General features: G+C 74.7%; 10 protein-coding genes. All 10 read right to left on the bottom strand.

Annotated features, from left to right (window positions below; all coding sequences use genetic code 11):
• Positions 1-347: 347 nt before the first annotated feature.
• The 10 genes from IE330_RS17340 to IE330_RS17295 all read right to left on the bottom strand — a co-directional run bounded on the left by IE330_RS17340 (position 348) and on the right by IE330_RS17295 (position 13530).
• A complete protein-coding gene (locus IE330_RS17340) occupies positions 348-1748 on the bottom strand; it encodes an alkaline phosphatase family protein (RefSeq protein WP_190136933.1) in 1401 nt (466 codons plus the stop codon).
• Positions 1745-2941 (bottom strand): metabolite traffic protein EboE, encoded by a 1197-nt coding sequence (eboE, locus tag IE330_RS17335; RefSeq protein ID WP_190136932.1) that lies wholly within the window; start codon positions 2939-2941, stop codon positions 1745-1747. Before eboE ends, IE330_RS17340 begins: the two co-directional genes overlap by 4 nt.
• 3 nt (positions 2942-2944) lie before the next feature.
• Positions 2945-3793, bottom strand: a complete 849-nt coding sequence (locus tag IE330_RS17330) for a TatD family hydrolase (RefSeq protein WP_190136931.1) — start codon at positions 3791-3793, stop codon at positions 2945-2947.
• Entirely contained in the window at positions 3793-4527 is a 735-nt protein-coding gene (locus IE330_RS17325) for an EboA domain-containing protein (protein ID WP_190136930.1), read from the bottom strand. Before IE330_RS17325 ends, IE330_RS17330 begins: the two co-directional genes overlap by 1 nt.
• A complete protein-coding gene (locus tag IE330_RS17320) occupies positions 4524-5633 on the bottom strand; it encodes a sugar phosphate isomerase/epimerase family protein (protein WP_190136929.1) in 1110 nt (369 codons plus the stop codon). Before IE330_RS17320 ends, IE330_RS17325 begins: the two co-directional genes overlap by 4 nt.
• Entirely contained in the window at positions 5630-6583 is a 954-nt protein-coding gene (locus IE330_RS17315; RefSeq protein WP_190136928.1) for an SCO3242 family prenyltransferase, read from the bottom strand. The genes IE330_RS17320 and IE330_RS17315 overlap by 4 nt, the downstream gene beginning before the upstream one ends.
• A 3-nt stretch (positions 6584-6586) precedes the next feature.
• Positions 6587-7894, bottom strand: a complete 1308-nt coding sequence (locus IE330_RS17310) for an inositol-3-phosphate synthase (RefSeq protein ID WP_190136927.1) — start codon at positions 7892-7894, stop codon at positions 6587-6589.
• A gap of 133 nt (positions 7895-8027) precedes the next feature.
• Entirely contained in the window at positions 8028-9725 is a 1698-nt protein-coding gene (locus IE330_RS17305; RefSeq protein ID WP_229925710.1) for a ThuA domain-containing protein, read from the bottom strand.
• A 15-nt stretch (positions 9726-9740) separates the two neighbouring features.
• Positions 9741-12197: a PQQ-dependent sugar dehydrogenase gene (locus IE330_RS17300; protein ID WP_190136926.1), complete on the bottom strand. Its 2457-nt coding sequence runs from the start codon at positions 12195-12197 to the stop codon at positions 9741-9743.
• A 334-nt stretch (positions 12198-12531) separates the two neighbouring features.
• Positions 12532-13530, bottom strand: coding sequence for a sugar phosphate isomerase/epimerase family protein (locus IE330_RS17295; RefSeq protein WP_190136925.1), 999 nt, complete (start codon positions 13528-13530; stop codon positions 12532-12534).
• Between the last annotated feature and the right edge of the window lie 57 nt (positions 13531-13587).

The following is a 13587-nucleotide window of genomic DNA, read 5'->3' as shown; positions in this document are numbered from 1 at the left end:
GTGGGCGCGGCCGCGGCGGCGGGCGCCGCGGCGGCGGCGCCCGCGGCGACGCCGAGGACGCCGCGCCTGCTCAGTCTGCGGGCGAGGTCGGGATCGGGTGGGGGCTTGCGGGTCATAGGGGCCTCCCGAGGTGGGTCGGGTCGGGGTTATCTCAGGGATGGGTTCGAAGAACGCGTCAGGGTGGGATCGGGGGCCGACCCCGATGGCAGGGGCGGCGCGCTCTGGTTCAGTGGAATGCGTGGGAACCGGGGCGGCTCGGACGGGTCGGGGCGGCTCGGAGGGAGCCGCCGTCGCGGCCACCGGGCGGGGCGCGGGCGACGCCACGTCCGGGTGATCGCCCGCGGGGTTCAGTCGAGCCCCGCGAGCCGCAGCAGCAGCGCCTTCACATCGGTGGCCGCGACGCGGCCGGAGACAGCACGGGGGGTGGAGCACAGAATGAGCGGCGCGGAGTCACGTTCCTCGCCCGCCGGGAGGCGGCCGTGGCTGCCCCGCACCGGCGACGGGTCGAGGGGCACGACCGCCATGCGGTACCGCAGACCGAGCTTCTTGCGGGCCAGGGCCCCGGCGGCCTTGAGCCGGACGTAGGGGTCCTCCGGGTCCATGAACAGCTCGGCCGGGTCGTAGCCGGGTTTGCGGTGGATCTCGACGAGCTGCGCGAAGTCGGGCGCGCGGGCGTCGTCGAGCCAGTAGTAGTACGTGAACCAGGCGTCGGGTGCGGCGATCGCGACCAGTTCTCCCGAGCGGGGGTGGTCGAGGTGGTGGGCCTTCTTGCTCTCGTCGTCGAGGAGCTGCTCGACGCCGGGCAGGCCCTCGAGTGCCGCGCGGGTGGCCTCCAGGTCCTCCGGGCGGCGCACGTAGACGTGGGCGATCTGGTGGTCGGCGACGGCGAAGGCCTTGGACGCCATCGGGTCGAGGTACTCCATGCCGTCCTGGGTGTGGACCTCCAGGAGCCCGGCGCGGCGCAGCGCGCGGTTGATGTCGACGGGCCGGCTCACGGGGGTGATGCCGTACTCGGACAGCGCGACCACGGTGCGCCCTGCCGCGGCGGCGTCGGCGAGGAGCGGTGCGAGCACCGCGTCCAGGTCGGCGGCGGCCTGGTGGGAGCGGGGGTCGTCGGGGCCGAAGCGCTGCAGGTCGTAGTCGAGGTGAGGGAGGTAGCACAGGGCGAGGTCGGGGTGGCGGGTGTGGAGGATGTGGCGGGTGGCGTCGACGATCCACCGGCTGGAGACGATGTCCGCGCCGGGGCCCCAGAAGTGGAAGAGGGGGAAGGTGCCGAGTTTCCGGGTCAACTCGTCGTGCAGGGCCGGGGGCCGGGTGTAGCAGTCGGGTTCCTTGCGCCCGTCGGCGTAGTAGACGGGGCGGGGGGTGACGGTGAGGTCGGTGTCGGCGCCCATGGCGTACCACCAGCAGATGTTGGCGACGGTGTAGCCGGGGTGGGCGCGGCGGGCGGCGTCCCAGAGCTTGTCCCCCGCGACGAGGCCGTTGTGCTGGCGCCACAGCAGGACGTCGCCGAGCTCGCGGAAGTACCAGCCGTTGCCGACGATGCCGTGCTCGGCGGAAGTGGTGCCGGTGAGGAACGTCGACTGCGCGGCGCACGTGACGGCGGGCAGGACGGTTCCCAGCGAGGCCTGGGAGCCGGCCTCGCCCAGGGCGGCCAGGCACGGCATGTGAGCGAGCAGACGGGGGGTGAGGCCGACGACGTCGAGGACGAGCAGCGGGGTCGGCCGTCGTGGGGCGGAGGAGGTCATGGCAGTTCCTTCAGGCCGAGGTCCGTCAGGAGGTCGCGGGCGAGGGCGAGTTCGGCGGCGATGCCGTCGGCGAGCTGGGCACGGGCGCGCGGCCGCAGGCCGGGCGGGAGTGCCTGCCAGGTGTACGTCTCGACCTCCAGGTGGTGGGTGCGCGGGCGCGGCCCGCCGACGAGGCGGGCGAGCGCCTCCTGGAGGACGGGGAGCGTGGAGGTGAGAGGAGGCGCCGGGGCCGCGTGCAGCGGCACGTGGAAGTGGGAGCGCCAGGGAGCCGTGTCGGGCAGGGCGTCACCGGTGAGGGCTTCGCCGAGGTCGTCGGTGCCGCGCAGGGCGGGGGCCGCTCCGGCCGCCCTGCGGGGGCCGCGGGGCACGGTGCGGGTCTGGTGCAGGAAGCGGGGTTCGTCGAACGCGGTGAGAGCGGCGCGTACGGCGGGGAGGTGGGGGTGTTCGGCGTGCAGGGCGGCGGAGAGCTGGGTCTTGACGACGGGGACGCCCGCGACGGCGAGGGCGTCGAGCGCGGTGCGCGGATCTTCGAAGGAGGTGGCGAGATGGCAGGTGTCGACACAGACGCCGACGCGGTCGTGGCCGATCGCGGTGAGGGGCTCGATGGCGTCGCCGGTGGTCTCCACGGTGCAGCCGGGTTCGGGTTCGAGGCCGACGCGGACGGACCTGCCGGTGAGGTCGGCGAGCGCGTCCAGGCGACGGCCGAGGGTGGCCAGGGCGGCGCGGGCCGCTCGGGCGCGGTCCGCGTCGAAGGCGGTGCGCCAGGCCAGCGGCAAGGTGGAGATGGTGCCCTCGGTGACGTCGTCGGGCAGCAGCCGGGCCAGGACGCGGCCCAGGGCGGTGGTGTGTTCCAGGCGCTCGGGGTCGGCCCAGTCGGGTTTGTACACGCGGTACTTGACCTCGCCGGAGCCGAACCCGTCGTACGGGAAGCCGTTGAGGGTGACCACTTCGAGGCCGCGCCGGTCGAGTTCGGCGCGCAGGGCGCGCAGGGCGGCCGGGTCGGTGTCGAGGGTGTGGGCGGCGTCCTTGGCGAGCCAGAGGCCGATGCCGATGCGGGCGCGGCCGAGCCGTCTGCGGACCGGCTCGCAGTGGTCGCGGAGCTGGGCGAGGACGCCGTGGAGGGTCTCGGCCGGGTGGACGTTGGTGCAATAGGCGAGGTGGACGGTCGAGCCGTCGGGGTGGCGGAAGCGCATGGCTCACGCCCCGCCGCGCAGGACGGAGTTGCCCTCGTGGGTGGCGTCGGTGGCCGCGACGTCCAGGACGAGGCGGTTGCTGAGGCCGTAGAAGGCGACGGGGTTGCGCCACAGGACGCGGTCGACGTCGTCCTCGGTGAAGCCGGCGCCGAGCATCGCGTCGCCGACCTCGCGGGTCTTGAGGGGGTCGCTCCTGCCCCAGTCCGCGGCCGAGTTGACGAGGACGCGCTCCGGGCCGTACCGGCGCAGGATCGCGACCATCCGGTCCTCGTCCATCTTGGTGTCGGGATAGACGGAGAAGCCCAGCCAGCAGCCCGCGTCCTTGGCCTCCTCGACGGTGGTCTCGTTGAGGTGGTCGACGAGGACCCGGTCCAGGGGCAGGGCCGACTCCTTGACGACGTCCAGGGTGCGGCGCAGGCCCGCCGGCTTGTCGCGGTGCGGGGTGTGCACGAGTGCGGGCAGCTCGTGTGCGACGGCCAGCTCCAGTTGCGCCGCGAGGGCCGCGTCCTCGGCGGGCGTCATGGAGTCGTAGCCGATCTCCCCGACGGCGACGACGTTGTCCTTCACCAGGTACCGGGGCAGCAGGTCGAGCACGGGCGTGCAGCGCGGGTCGTTCGCCTCCTTCGGGTTGAGCGCGATGGCACAGTGGTGGGCGATGCCGTACTGGGCGGCGCGGAAGGGCTCCCAGCCGAGGAGGGAGTCGAAGTAGTCGACGAAGGTCGCGGGCGAGGTGCGGGGCTGCCCCAGCCAGAAGGCGGGCTCGACGACGGCGCGCACGCCCGCGGCGTGCATCGCCTGGTAGTCGTCGGTGGTGCGGGACGTCATGTGGATGTGCGGGTCGAAGATGCGCATCAGGACTCCTGCTCCTCGCCGGTGGGGGTCGAAGGGGAGACGGCGGCCGCGGGGGCCGTCTCGTGCCGGGGGCCCGGTGCGGCCGGTGGGGGCGCCGGCGTGGCCGTCAGGGCCAGGACGCGGTGGAGATCGGCGGGGACGGGGCGGCCTGCGGCGGTGCGTTCGTCCGCGTAGTCGACGAGCATCCGGGCCAGTTCGGTGTCGGCGCGGGCGCGGCGTTCCAGGTCGGCGACGGTGTCCACGGGCACGCCGGTGAACAGGCACTTCAGGACGGCGTACCGCCAGGCGTGCGGCGGGAGGTGCGCGGCGGCGTACGGACCGAGGGCGACGGCGAGCAGGCGGGTGTCGTTGGTGCGCAGGGCGTCCTCGACCAGTGGCAGGGCGTCGGGGCCCGGCACCAGCAGGGGCAGGGCGCGCAGGACGGCGCGGCGCTCGGCGGCGGTGCCCTGGTGGTAGAGGCGGGCGAGGGTGGTGCGGTCCGCGCGGGCGGCGTGCAGCAGGAGCAGCCGGGCGGCGTCGGCGTGCTCGGGCCCGCAGCGCCGCCCGGCTTCGGCGAAGCGCACCTCCCAGGTGGGCGGGGCGGCCTGGTGGACGGCCGCCCGGGCGTCCTCGGCGTCGGCGGACGGGTGCGCGGCGGCCTCGGCGGTGGCCTGGTCGAGCCAGGCGCGGGCGGCTCCGCCGAGGGCGGCGTCGAGACGGGAGCGGAGGTCGGTGACGGCGGGCGAGTCGGTCACGGGGTTCCTCCTGGGGGTGACGCGGCGTCGTGGGCCGTCCCCGAGGCGGCGGGACCGGAGGCGGAAGGAACGGCGGCGGAAGGAGTGACGGTGACGGTGGAAGGAGCGGAGGTGGGATGCCCGGGGGCACTCGGCCGGGCGAGGGCGGCGGCCCGGCGGAGGAAGGCGAGGGACCGCGCGGCCAGTTGGGGGCCCGCGTGGGAGTGACGGGGCAGCTCGACGACGGTCAGGCCTTGGTAGCCGCTGTCGGCGAGGGCGCGCAGGACGGGCGGGAAGTCGATCTCGCCGTCGCCGAAGGGCAGGTGCTCGTGGACCCCGCGGCGCATGTCCTCGATCTGGACGTGCCGCAGCCAGGGCGCGGCGGCGCGTACACAGTCGGCGGGCGGGCGGGGTTCGAGGCACTGGCAGTGCCCGATGTCGAGGGTCAGGCCCAGCGGTGCGGGGTCGCCGAGGAGACGACGGAGGTGGTGGAAGTGGGCGAGGGTGGCGAGGAGGTGGCCGGGCTCCGGTTCGACGGCGAGCGGCACGTCCGCGGCGGCCGCGGCGTCCAGGACGGGCGCGAGGGCGTCGGCGAGCCGCGCCCAGGCCGTGGGCTCCGGGGTGCCGTCGGGCACGGTGCCGCTGAAGCAGTGCACGGCGTGCGCGCCCAGGTCGGCGGCGACCTGTACGGCCCGGGTGAGGAGGCGGACCCGCTCGGCCCGGCGCCGCGGGTCGGGGTCGAGCAGCGAGGGGCCGTGCTTGTGGCGCGGGTCGAGCACATAGCGGGCGCCCGTCTCGACGGTGACCGTCAGCCCCAGCCGGTCAAGGCGCCGGGCCAGCCGCCGGGTGCGGGCGGGCAGGTCGGGGGCGAGCGGGTCGAGGTGCATGTGGTCGAGGGTGAGCCCGACACCGGCGTAGCCCAGGTCGGCAAGAAGGCCGAGCGCGTCGTCGAGCCGGAGGTCGGTGAGCCCGTTGGTGCCGTAACCGAAGCGGAGGCCGGCGGGGGCGGCCTGCGCGGAGGGTGCCTGGGGTTGCCCGTTGTCGGGCCGGCCGCCACCGGCGCCCCGGCCCGAAGACCGTCCCTCCCCGGTGTCCCCGGCCGGAGGCCACTCGTTCCGGGAGGTCATGTGACGCTCACCAGGCGGGCGAAGCGGCGGGCGGCCGGGGCCAGGGCCGCGGTGAGCAGGGCGGTGCCGGGGGCGCCGGAGCGTGCGGCAAGGGCCGCCTGGAGAGGGATCAGGGCGCGGATGCCGCCGCCGACGGCGCGTTGGGTCAAGGGGCGTGAGGGGTTCAGGGCCGCGTGCAGGTAGGGGCGGCCGGCGGTGGTGAGGTAGGCGGCGGCGAGACCTGCCCGGGCCAGGTCCCCGGTGCCGCCCGCCGCTCGCCGGGGCCGGGCCACCGCGTGGCTCAGGACGAGGACCGTGGCGAGGGCGCCCAGGGGAGCGGTGGTGGACCCGCCTCGGGTCTCGTGCCGGGAGACGGAGGTGACGGCGAGGGTGTGGGCGCCGACGGCCAGGGCGGAGGGCAGCGCGGAAGCCACCGCGCCCGGGCCACCGTGGACGCTCCAAGCCTCGGTGCCGTCGCCGACGCGGTTCGCGGGAGCCGTGGCCGTGGCGGTCGCGCCGAGGAGGAGGTCCAGGGCGCGGGCCGTGGCCATGGCGGTGGGACCGGCCTTGGTGTGCTTGAGGGACAGGTCGTAGGCCCAGACCGTGCCGGCGAGGGCGGTGGCCACCGTCAGGGCGGGGCGGCCCGCCCGGGCGGCCAGGCCCAGGCCCGCCGCCGTGAGGGCCCCGGCGGCCGTGAGCGCGGCGACGGGGGAGACGCGGCCGGACGGGACGGGCCGGTGGGGCCGGTCCACGGCGTCCTCGGCGCGGTCGGCCCAGTCGTTCAGGGCCATGCCCGCCTCGTACAGGCAGAGGGAGGAGGTGAGAGCGAGGACGGTTCCCCGGCGGGGGCGCGGGCCGGTCGCGGCGGCACCGGCGAGGGCGTCGCCCGGGACGGTGAACAGGGCGGGCAGGCGGAGGAGTTCGGCCCAGGCGCGGGTGTCTGGGCGGAGATTCGGGCGGAGGGTCGGCACGCGTCACTCACCCCGTTCCCGGAGGCGGGCGGCGAAGGCGACCAGGGCGGCGTACTGGTCGGCGAGGCCGGAGGGGGCGCCGGGGTCGGGGTCCTTGAAGTAGAAGGCGAGTTCCGGGCGGGGGCCGGTGAGGCCGCGCTCGTGGGCGCGGGAGAGGAGGCGGGCCAGGTCGAGGACCAAGGGGGCGGCGAGGGCGGAGTCGCAGCCCTGCCAGGTGGTCTGGAGCGTCATGCGGGTGCCGAGGAAGCCCTCGAAGGCGATGTGGTCCCAGGCGGTCTTCCAGTCGCCGAGGGCGGGCACGTCGTCGATGTGGACCTCGCCCTCGGGAACGGCGCCGAGGGTGTCGGCGAGCACGCGTTCCTTGCCCGCGTTCTTGGCGGCGGCCGCGCGCGGGTCGGCGAGGGCGGCGCCGTCGCCTCCGCCGAGGAGGTTGGTGCCGGACCAGGCGCGGACCACCAGGGCCCGATGGGCGAACATCGGGCCGAGCACGGAGCGCAGCAGGGTCTGGCCCGTCTTGCCGTCCCGCCCCGCGTGGGGCAGGCCGCCGGAGGCGGCGAGGCGGGCCAGGGCCGGGTGGTGGAGACCGGTGGAGGGGGTGAAGTTCACGTAGGAGCAGCCGGCGCGCAGGGCAGCCGCCGCGTACAGGGAGCTGGCGGGCAGCCTCCCTCCGGCCCCCGCCTCCGCACCGGAGGCCGCACCCCGACCGGGCTCACCGGGCTCACCGGGCACCGAGGGCTCACCGGGCACTGGGGGCTCACCGGGCGCTGGCGGCTCCGCGGACTCCCCCGGCTCCCTTGCCGGGCCGGAGCCTGCCCCCGGAGGGAGTGGTCCGGCCGCGTCGGAGGGGGCGGACGCCGGGGCCGGTTCCGTGGAGGCCACGTTCACGACGACCGCCCGGGTGAGGCCCCGGCGGCGGAGGAAGTCCAGGAGATCGGAGGTGAAGGCGGTGATGAGGTCCTCGTCGGTGCGGGTGTCGCCGGGGTGGGGGCCGCCGGGGCGGATCTCGGCGTCGGCGGCGAGGAGTTCGGCGCGGACGGCCAGGGGGAGGTCGTGGGGCAGGACTCCCCCGGCGGCGAGCTGTTCGGCGCGCTTGGGGAGCGGGCACTCCACGACGTCGTGGCCGCCGAAGACGAGCGCGGACAGGGCGGGCAGCCCGGCGCCGGCGAAGGCCGGGGTCTCCGTGGCCATGCCGGTGGGCGGGTGCAGGCCCGCCGCCATCGCCGCGCAGCCCGCGACGGCCGTCGTCGCGACCGACCCCCGGGCGCCGATCAGCCACACCCCGACGCGGTCCGCGGTAGCAGTACTGGACACGGCTGCCTCCTGTCCGCGCGCACGGGTCGTGCGCGCACTCGCTCGGTCCTCACCCGTCACCCGTGCCTCGCGGTGCGGGCGGGACGGTGACAAGACGGTGGGCGGAGGTCCGGCGTCCTCCGCCCACCGCCGTCTATCGGGCGCCGGCCCCTTCGGCCCGGGCCGCGCCCCCGCTTCCGGCCGCGTGGCGCCCGTGCACCACGAGGCCACCGCCGGCCGCGGGACCGCCCTGCGCCACCGGACCGCCCTCAACCGCAGGGCCGCCGCCAGCCGCGAGACCGCCGTGAGCCGCGAGGCTGCCGTCAGCCACCGGGCCACCACCAGCCACGAGGCCATCACCAGCCACGAGGCCGCCGCCAGCCGCGAGACCGCCGCCAGCCGCGAAGCCGCCGCCAGCCGTGGGTGCAGGACGGGCACCGGTCCGCGGGGCGGTGGTGGTGGGGGCCGGTTCCGCCCCGGTTCGGACCGGGGGCAGGGCCCGCAGTCGGATGTCGCGGAACGCGACCTCGTCGTCGGCGCCGTGGTTCTGGATGCCGATGTGGCCGTCGCGCAGGCTCCGTGCGGGGTCCGTGTTGGTGAAGTCGTTGATCAGGACGCCGTTGAGCCACAGGCGCAGGCGCTCGCCCTCGACGCGGATCTCGTAGGTGTTCCACTCCCCCGGCGGGTTCAGCGCGCGGTCGCGGGCCGCGAGGTCGGCGGACTGGAAGCCGTAGACGGAGCCGGTGGTCTTCTCCGGGACGTCGGTGGCGTCGATCTGGATCTCGTAGCCGTGGTGCACGGCCGACCAGGGGTCGTCGGAGGGCGGGAAGCCCACGAAGACCCCGGAGTTGTCGTCCTTGTCGGCGCCGCTCATCCGCCAGTCGAGCTTGAGCGAGTACGAGCCGAAGGACCGGTCCGCGTACCAGAGCAGGCCCATGCCGCCGACCGAGGTGAGGGTGCCGTCGTCCTTCAGGGCGAAGGAGCCGGGCCCGGCCTGTTTCCACTGCGCCAGGGAGGCCTCGCTGCCGTCGAAGAGGGGGGTGTGGCCCCGTTCGGGGCGGCAGTCGGCGTGGGCGGCGCCGGTGGCGTAGCGGATGCCGCCGAGCAGGTGCTGCCGGAAGGCGGGCTCGGCGTACGACTCCTTGGTGTGGCCGCCGCCGGTGTAGAACGACCGCCCGGCCGTGCCCGCGACGGACGCCTGGCACCAGGCGATGGGGTGGTCGCCGCCCATCGTGCCGCCGCTGTACGACGACTCGTCGAGGGAGGCGAGCACCCGGGCCCGTTCGCGCGGGTTGGCGCGGTAGTCGTACCACTCGTCGGTGCGGTGCCAGTCGGTGCCGAGGTGGGCGGTGGCCGGGTGGGCGTGGTCCTCGACCGTGATCCTGGCGCGCTGGACCGCGGGGTGGGACCGGAAGTAGGCGCCCGCGAGGGCACCGTAGAAGGGCCAGTCGTACTCGGTGTCGGCCGCCGCGTGGACGCCGACGTAGCCGCCGCCCGCGCGGATGTACTGCTCGAAGGCACCCTGTTGCTGGGGGTTCAGGACGTCGCCGGTGGTGGAGAGCCAGACGACGGCGTCGTAGCGGGCGAGGTTCTTGCGGGTGAAGGCCGCGGCGTTCTCCGTCGCGTCGACGGTGAAGCCGTGGGCGGCGCCCAGGGCCCTGACGGCGGCGACGCCGTCCGGGATCGAGTCGTGGCGGAAGCCGGCGGTCTTGGAGAAGACCAGGACGCGTTCGCCGTCCTTGCCGGGTCCCGTCCGGTCCGGCCCCGGATCGGAGGACGCCGACCCCGACGCGCACCCGATCAGCAGGGTGGCGGCCGCCGTGGCGACGGCGAGCCGTGCGCGTGCGCGCATCACGGTGCCTCCCTCTCAGCTCGTGGTGAAGGTGAAGTCGTCGACGTCGTACAGCGCGCCCGTGCCCGTGCCCTTGAAGACGAGGTAGAGCGTCGTGGTGGAGGCCGGTGCGCCCGTGAGGGCCGTGCTGACGTCGGTGTACGTCTCCCAGGAGCCGGTCGGGGTGACCTGGGCGCTGCCGAGCAGCGTCCCGTCGGGCGCGCCCGCGCGGACCTCCAGGGTGCCGCCGGAGCCGGCCGAGGCGACGCGCGCGGTCAGCTTGGTGGCGTTGTTCAGGAGGTAGGGCGTGAAGGAGATCCAGTCGCCGTGGTGGATGTCGCCGACCGTCCTGCCGCCGTGGGCCGGGGTGTGGCTGACGACGCGCACGCCCTGGGAGCCGCCGTGGTGCTCGGCCTGGCGGAGCCTGGTCTGGGTGATGTTCTGGTCGTGGGTGGTCAGCGGGGGCTGGCTGTTCGCGCCCTGGTCGGTGTACTCGGCGTCGAAGACCCCGAAGATGTTGGCGTTCGGGTCGTGCTCGCTGTCCGCGGAGGTCTGCAGGGTGCCTTCGCAGCCGGTGGCGGAGGTGACGGGGTGGCCGTGGCTGTCGTGGCCGAGGATGTGGGTGACCTTGACCTTGGAGCAGTCGACGGGCCCGTCCTCCGGGTCGGTCACCGTCACCTTGAAGGGCACCTTGTCGCCGAAGGTGAAGAGTTGCCCGTTGCCGGGGAGCTGGAGTTCCACGGTCGGCGCGGTGTTGCCGACGGTGACGTGCGCGCCGGCGGTGCCGGTGCGGCCCGAGGGGTCCTTGGCGGTGACGGTGGCGGTGTAGGTGCCGTTCTTGTCGTACGTGTGCGTGGGGTTCTGCTCGGTGGAGGTGGTGCCGTCGCCGAAGTCCCACGCGTACGTCAGGGTGTCGCCGTCGGCGTCCGTCGCCTTGGCGGTGAACTGGGTTCTCAGCGGGGCCTGGCCGCTGGTCACCGAGGCGGCGGCCTCCACGACGGGCGAGTGGCCGCCGGTGGCGTTCTCGATGCGGTAGAGGGCGGAGTTCTCGTCGCCGTTGAAGAAGCCGGTGCCGTAGTCGAGGACGTACAGGGCGCCGTCCGGGCCGAACTCCATGTCCATCACCTGGGTGCCCTTCCAGGGAAAGGCGTTGATGGACGTCACGGTACCGTCGCCGCCGTGCTCGATGCGCTTGATCCAGCGCCGTCCGAACTCCCCCGCGAAGAAGTCCCCGTCGTACGCCTGCGGGAACTTGACCGGCGAGTCCAGGTTCGCGTCGTAGCGGTACACCGGGCCGCCCATCGGGGACTCCGAGCCGGTGCCGAACTCCGGTACCGAGCCGCCGTCGTACGGGATCCACGCGGGCTGCGCGGGCGGCAGGGCCGTCAGGCCGGTGTTGCGCGGCGACTCGTTCCGCGGTGCGGCGCAGTTGAAGGCCGCGCCGGAGGTGCCGGTGGCGAAGTCGTGGTCGACGTAGGCGTCGTTCTTGCCGGTGCAGTACGGCCAGCCGTAGTTGCCGGGCTTGGTGACGCGGGTGAACTCGACCTGTCCGGCCGGTCCGCGCTTCGGGTCGGCGGTGCCGGCGTCGGGGCCGTAGTCACCGACGTAGACGATGCCGGTGGGCTTGTCGACGCTCATCCGGAACGGGTTGCGGAAGCCCATCGCGTAGATCTCGGGGCGGGTCTTCCTGCTGCCGTTGGCGAAGAGGTTGCCGCGGGGTATGGAGTACGAGCCGTCGCTCCTGACCTTGATGCGGAGGATCTTGCCGCGCAGGTCGTTGGTGTTGGCGGAGGTGCGTTGGGCGTCGTACGCGGGGTTGCGGGCCGGGCGTTCGTCGATGGGGGTGTAGCCGTCGGAGGCGAAGGGGTTGGAGTCGTCGCCCGTCGACAGGTACAGGTTGCCCTGCCTGTCGAAGTCGATGTCGCCGCCGACGTGGCAGCAGATGCCGCGGCTCGCGGGGACGTCGAGGACCTTCTTCTCACTGGCCGTGTCCAGCGTGCCGTCGGCCTTGAGCACGAAGCGGGACAGGCGGTTGACGCCGTCGAACTTCGCGAAGTCCGCCGCCGTGCCCTCGTTGGGCGCGTCGCCCGGCGGGGTGGACAGGGGCGGGGCGTAGTAGAGGTAGACGGCCCGGTTCTTGCGGAAGCCCGGGTCGATGGCGATGCCTTGCAGGCCCTCTTCGTCGTGCGTGTAGACCGGGATCTTGCCCGCGACCCTCGTCACGCCCGCGGCGTCGGTGCGGCGGACCGTGCCGTCGCGGGAGGTGTGCAGGACCGAGCGGTCGGGGAGGACGGCGAGCGTCATGGGCTCGCCCGTCTCCGGCTCGCCCTTGGCGAGCGTGACCTGCTGGAAGTCCTCCGCGCGCGGCTGCGGGGCAGGGGCGGCGGGTTGGGCCGAGCTGGGCGGGGTGACGAGGGTGAGCGTGGCGGCGGTGAGGAGCGAGCCGGTGAGCAGGGCCAGGGGCTTGCGGGTTCTCGGGCGCGGTCTGTGCACGGGGTCCTCCGGTGGGGGACGGTGGTGCCGGTGGGTGCGGGCGCCCGGGGTGCGCCGTCACCCCGGGAGGGTTATGTCCTGTACACATCAGGGACGGTAGCCATGTTTGTCCGTGACGGGTAGTCCTTGCGCGGGAGGTGTGTGCGGCTTCTTCCTTGGGCGGGACAAAGTCGGCGGGGCCGGTCCCTCGCGGGGCGCCCCAGACCCGCCCCTTTCCCGGAACCAGGGGCTCCGCCCCCTGGACCCCCTTTTTTCGGCGCTCCGCGCCTCGTCCTCAAACGCCGGACAGGCTGGAACTCTCCGCCGAGCGCGGCCGCCCCGCGCGAGTGCGGCCCTAGCGGGCGAACGCCGCGTCGAAGGAGGCCGTGGGTGGGTCGAAGTCGTAGGCCTTGAGGCGGCGCAGGGCCTCGGGGGCGCCTTGGAGGCGGTCCATGCCCGCGTCCTCCCACTCCACCGACACGGGACCCTCGTAGGCGATGGAGCGCAGCATGCGGAAGACGTCCTCCCAGGGGACGTCCCCGTGGCCCGCCGAGACGAAGTCCCAGCCCCGCCGGGGATCGCCCCACGGCAGGTGGGAGCCGAGGCGGCCGTTGCGGCCGTCCAGGCGGCGGCGGGCCTCCTTGCAGTCGACGTGGTAGATCCGGTCGCGGAAGTCCCAGAGGAAGCCGACCGGGTCCAGGTCCTGCCAGACGAAGTGGGAGGGGTCGAAGTTGAGCCCGAAGGCCGGCCGGTGGCCGACGGCGGCCAGGGCCTTGTGCGTCGTCCAGTAGTCGTACGCGATCTCGCTCGGGTGCACCTCGTGCGCGAAGCGGACGCCCTGCGCGTCGAACACGTCGAGGACCGGGTTCCAGCGCTCGGCGAAGTCCTCGTAGCCGCGTTCGATCATCGACTCGGGCGCGGGCGGGAACATCGCCACCAGGTGCCAGATCGCGGAGCCGGTGAAGCCGACCACCGTGGTGACCCCGAAGGCCGCGGCGGCGCGCGCCGTGTCGGCCATCTCGGCGGCGGCCCGGCGGCGTACGCCCTCCGCGTCGCCGTCGCCCCAGATCCGGGCGGGCAGGATCGCGCGGTGGCGCTCGTCGATGATGGCGTCGCACACCGCCTGGCCGACGAGGTGGTTGGAGATCGCCCAGCACCTGAGGCCGTACTTGTCGAGCAGCGCGTGGCGGCCCGCGACGTACGCCGGGTCGGCGAGGGCCTTGTCGACCTCGAAGTGATCGCCCCAGCAGGCGAGTTCCAGGCCGTCGTAGCCGAAGTCGCGGGCCAGGGAGCAGACCTCCTCCAGGGGCAGGTCGGCCCACTGGCCGGTGAAGAGCGTGAACGGGCGGGGCATGGCGGGTCCCTTCGGAGTCGTCGGCCGCGGCGGGCCGCGGGCCGGGAACGGGCTCGG

It is taken from the genome of Streptomyces longispororuber, from assembly GCF_014656095.1.
Classification (GTDB): Bacteria; Actinomycetota; Actinomycetes; order Streptomycetales; family Streptomycetaceae; genus Streptomyces; species Streptomyces longispororuber.
The sequence above is the reverse complement of the archived record's forward strand: the minus strand, read 5'-3'. Positions and strand labels throughout refer to the sequence as shown.

What these genes read in the sequence shown, in the direction of transcription:
- IE330_RS17340 (WP_190136933.1), bottom strand. Translation starts at nt 1,748, where the DNA reads ATGACCTCCTCCGCCCCACGACGGCCGACCCCGCTGCTCGTCCTCGAC.
- eboE (WP_190136932.1), bottom strand. Translation starts at nt 2,941, where the DNA reads ATGCGCTTCCGCCACCCCGACGGCTCGACCGTCCACCTCGCCTATTGC.
- IE330_RS17330 (WP_190136931.1), bottom strand. Translation starts at nt 3,793, where the DNA reads ATGCGCATCTTCGACCCGCACATCCACATGACGTCCCGCACCACCGAC.
- IE330_RS17320 (WP_190136929.1), bottom strand. Translation starts at nt 5,633, where the DNA reads ATGACCTCCCGGAACGAGTGGCCTCCGGCCGGGGACACCGGGGAGGGA.
- IE330_RS17305 (WP_229925710.1), bottom strand. Translation starts at nt 9,725, where the DNA reads ATGCGCGCACGCGCACGGCTCGCCGTCGCCACGGCGGCCGCCACCCTG.
- IE330_RS17295 (WP_190136925.1), bottom strand. Translation starts at nt 13,530, where the DNA reads ATGCCCCGCCCGTTCACGCTCTTCACCGGCCAGTGGGCCGACCTGCCC.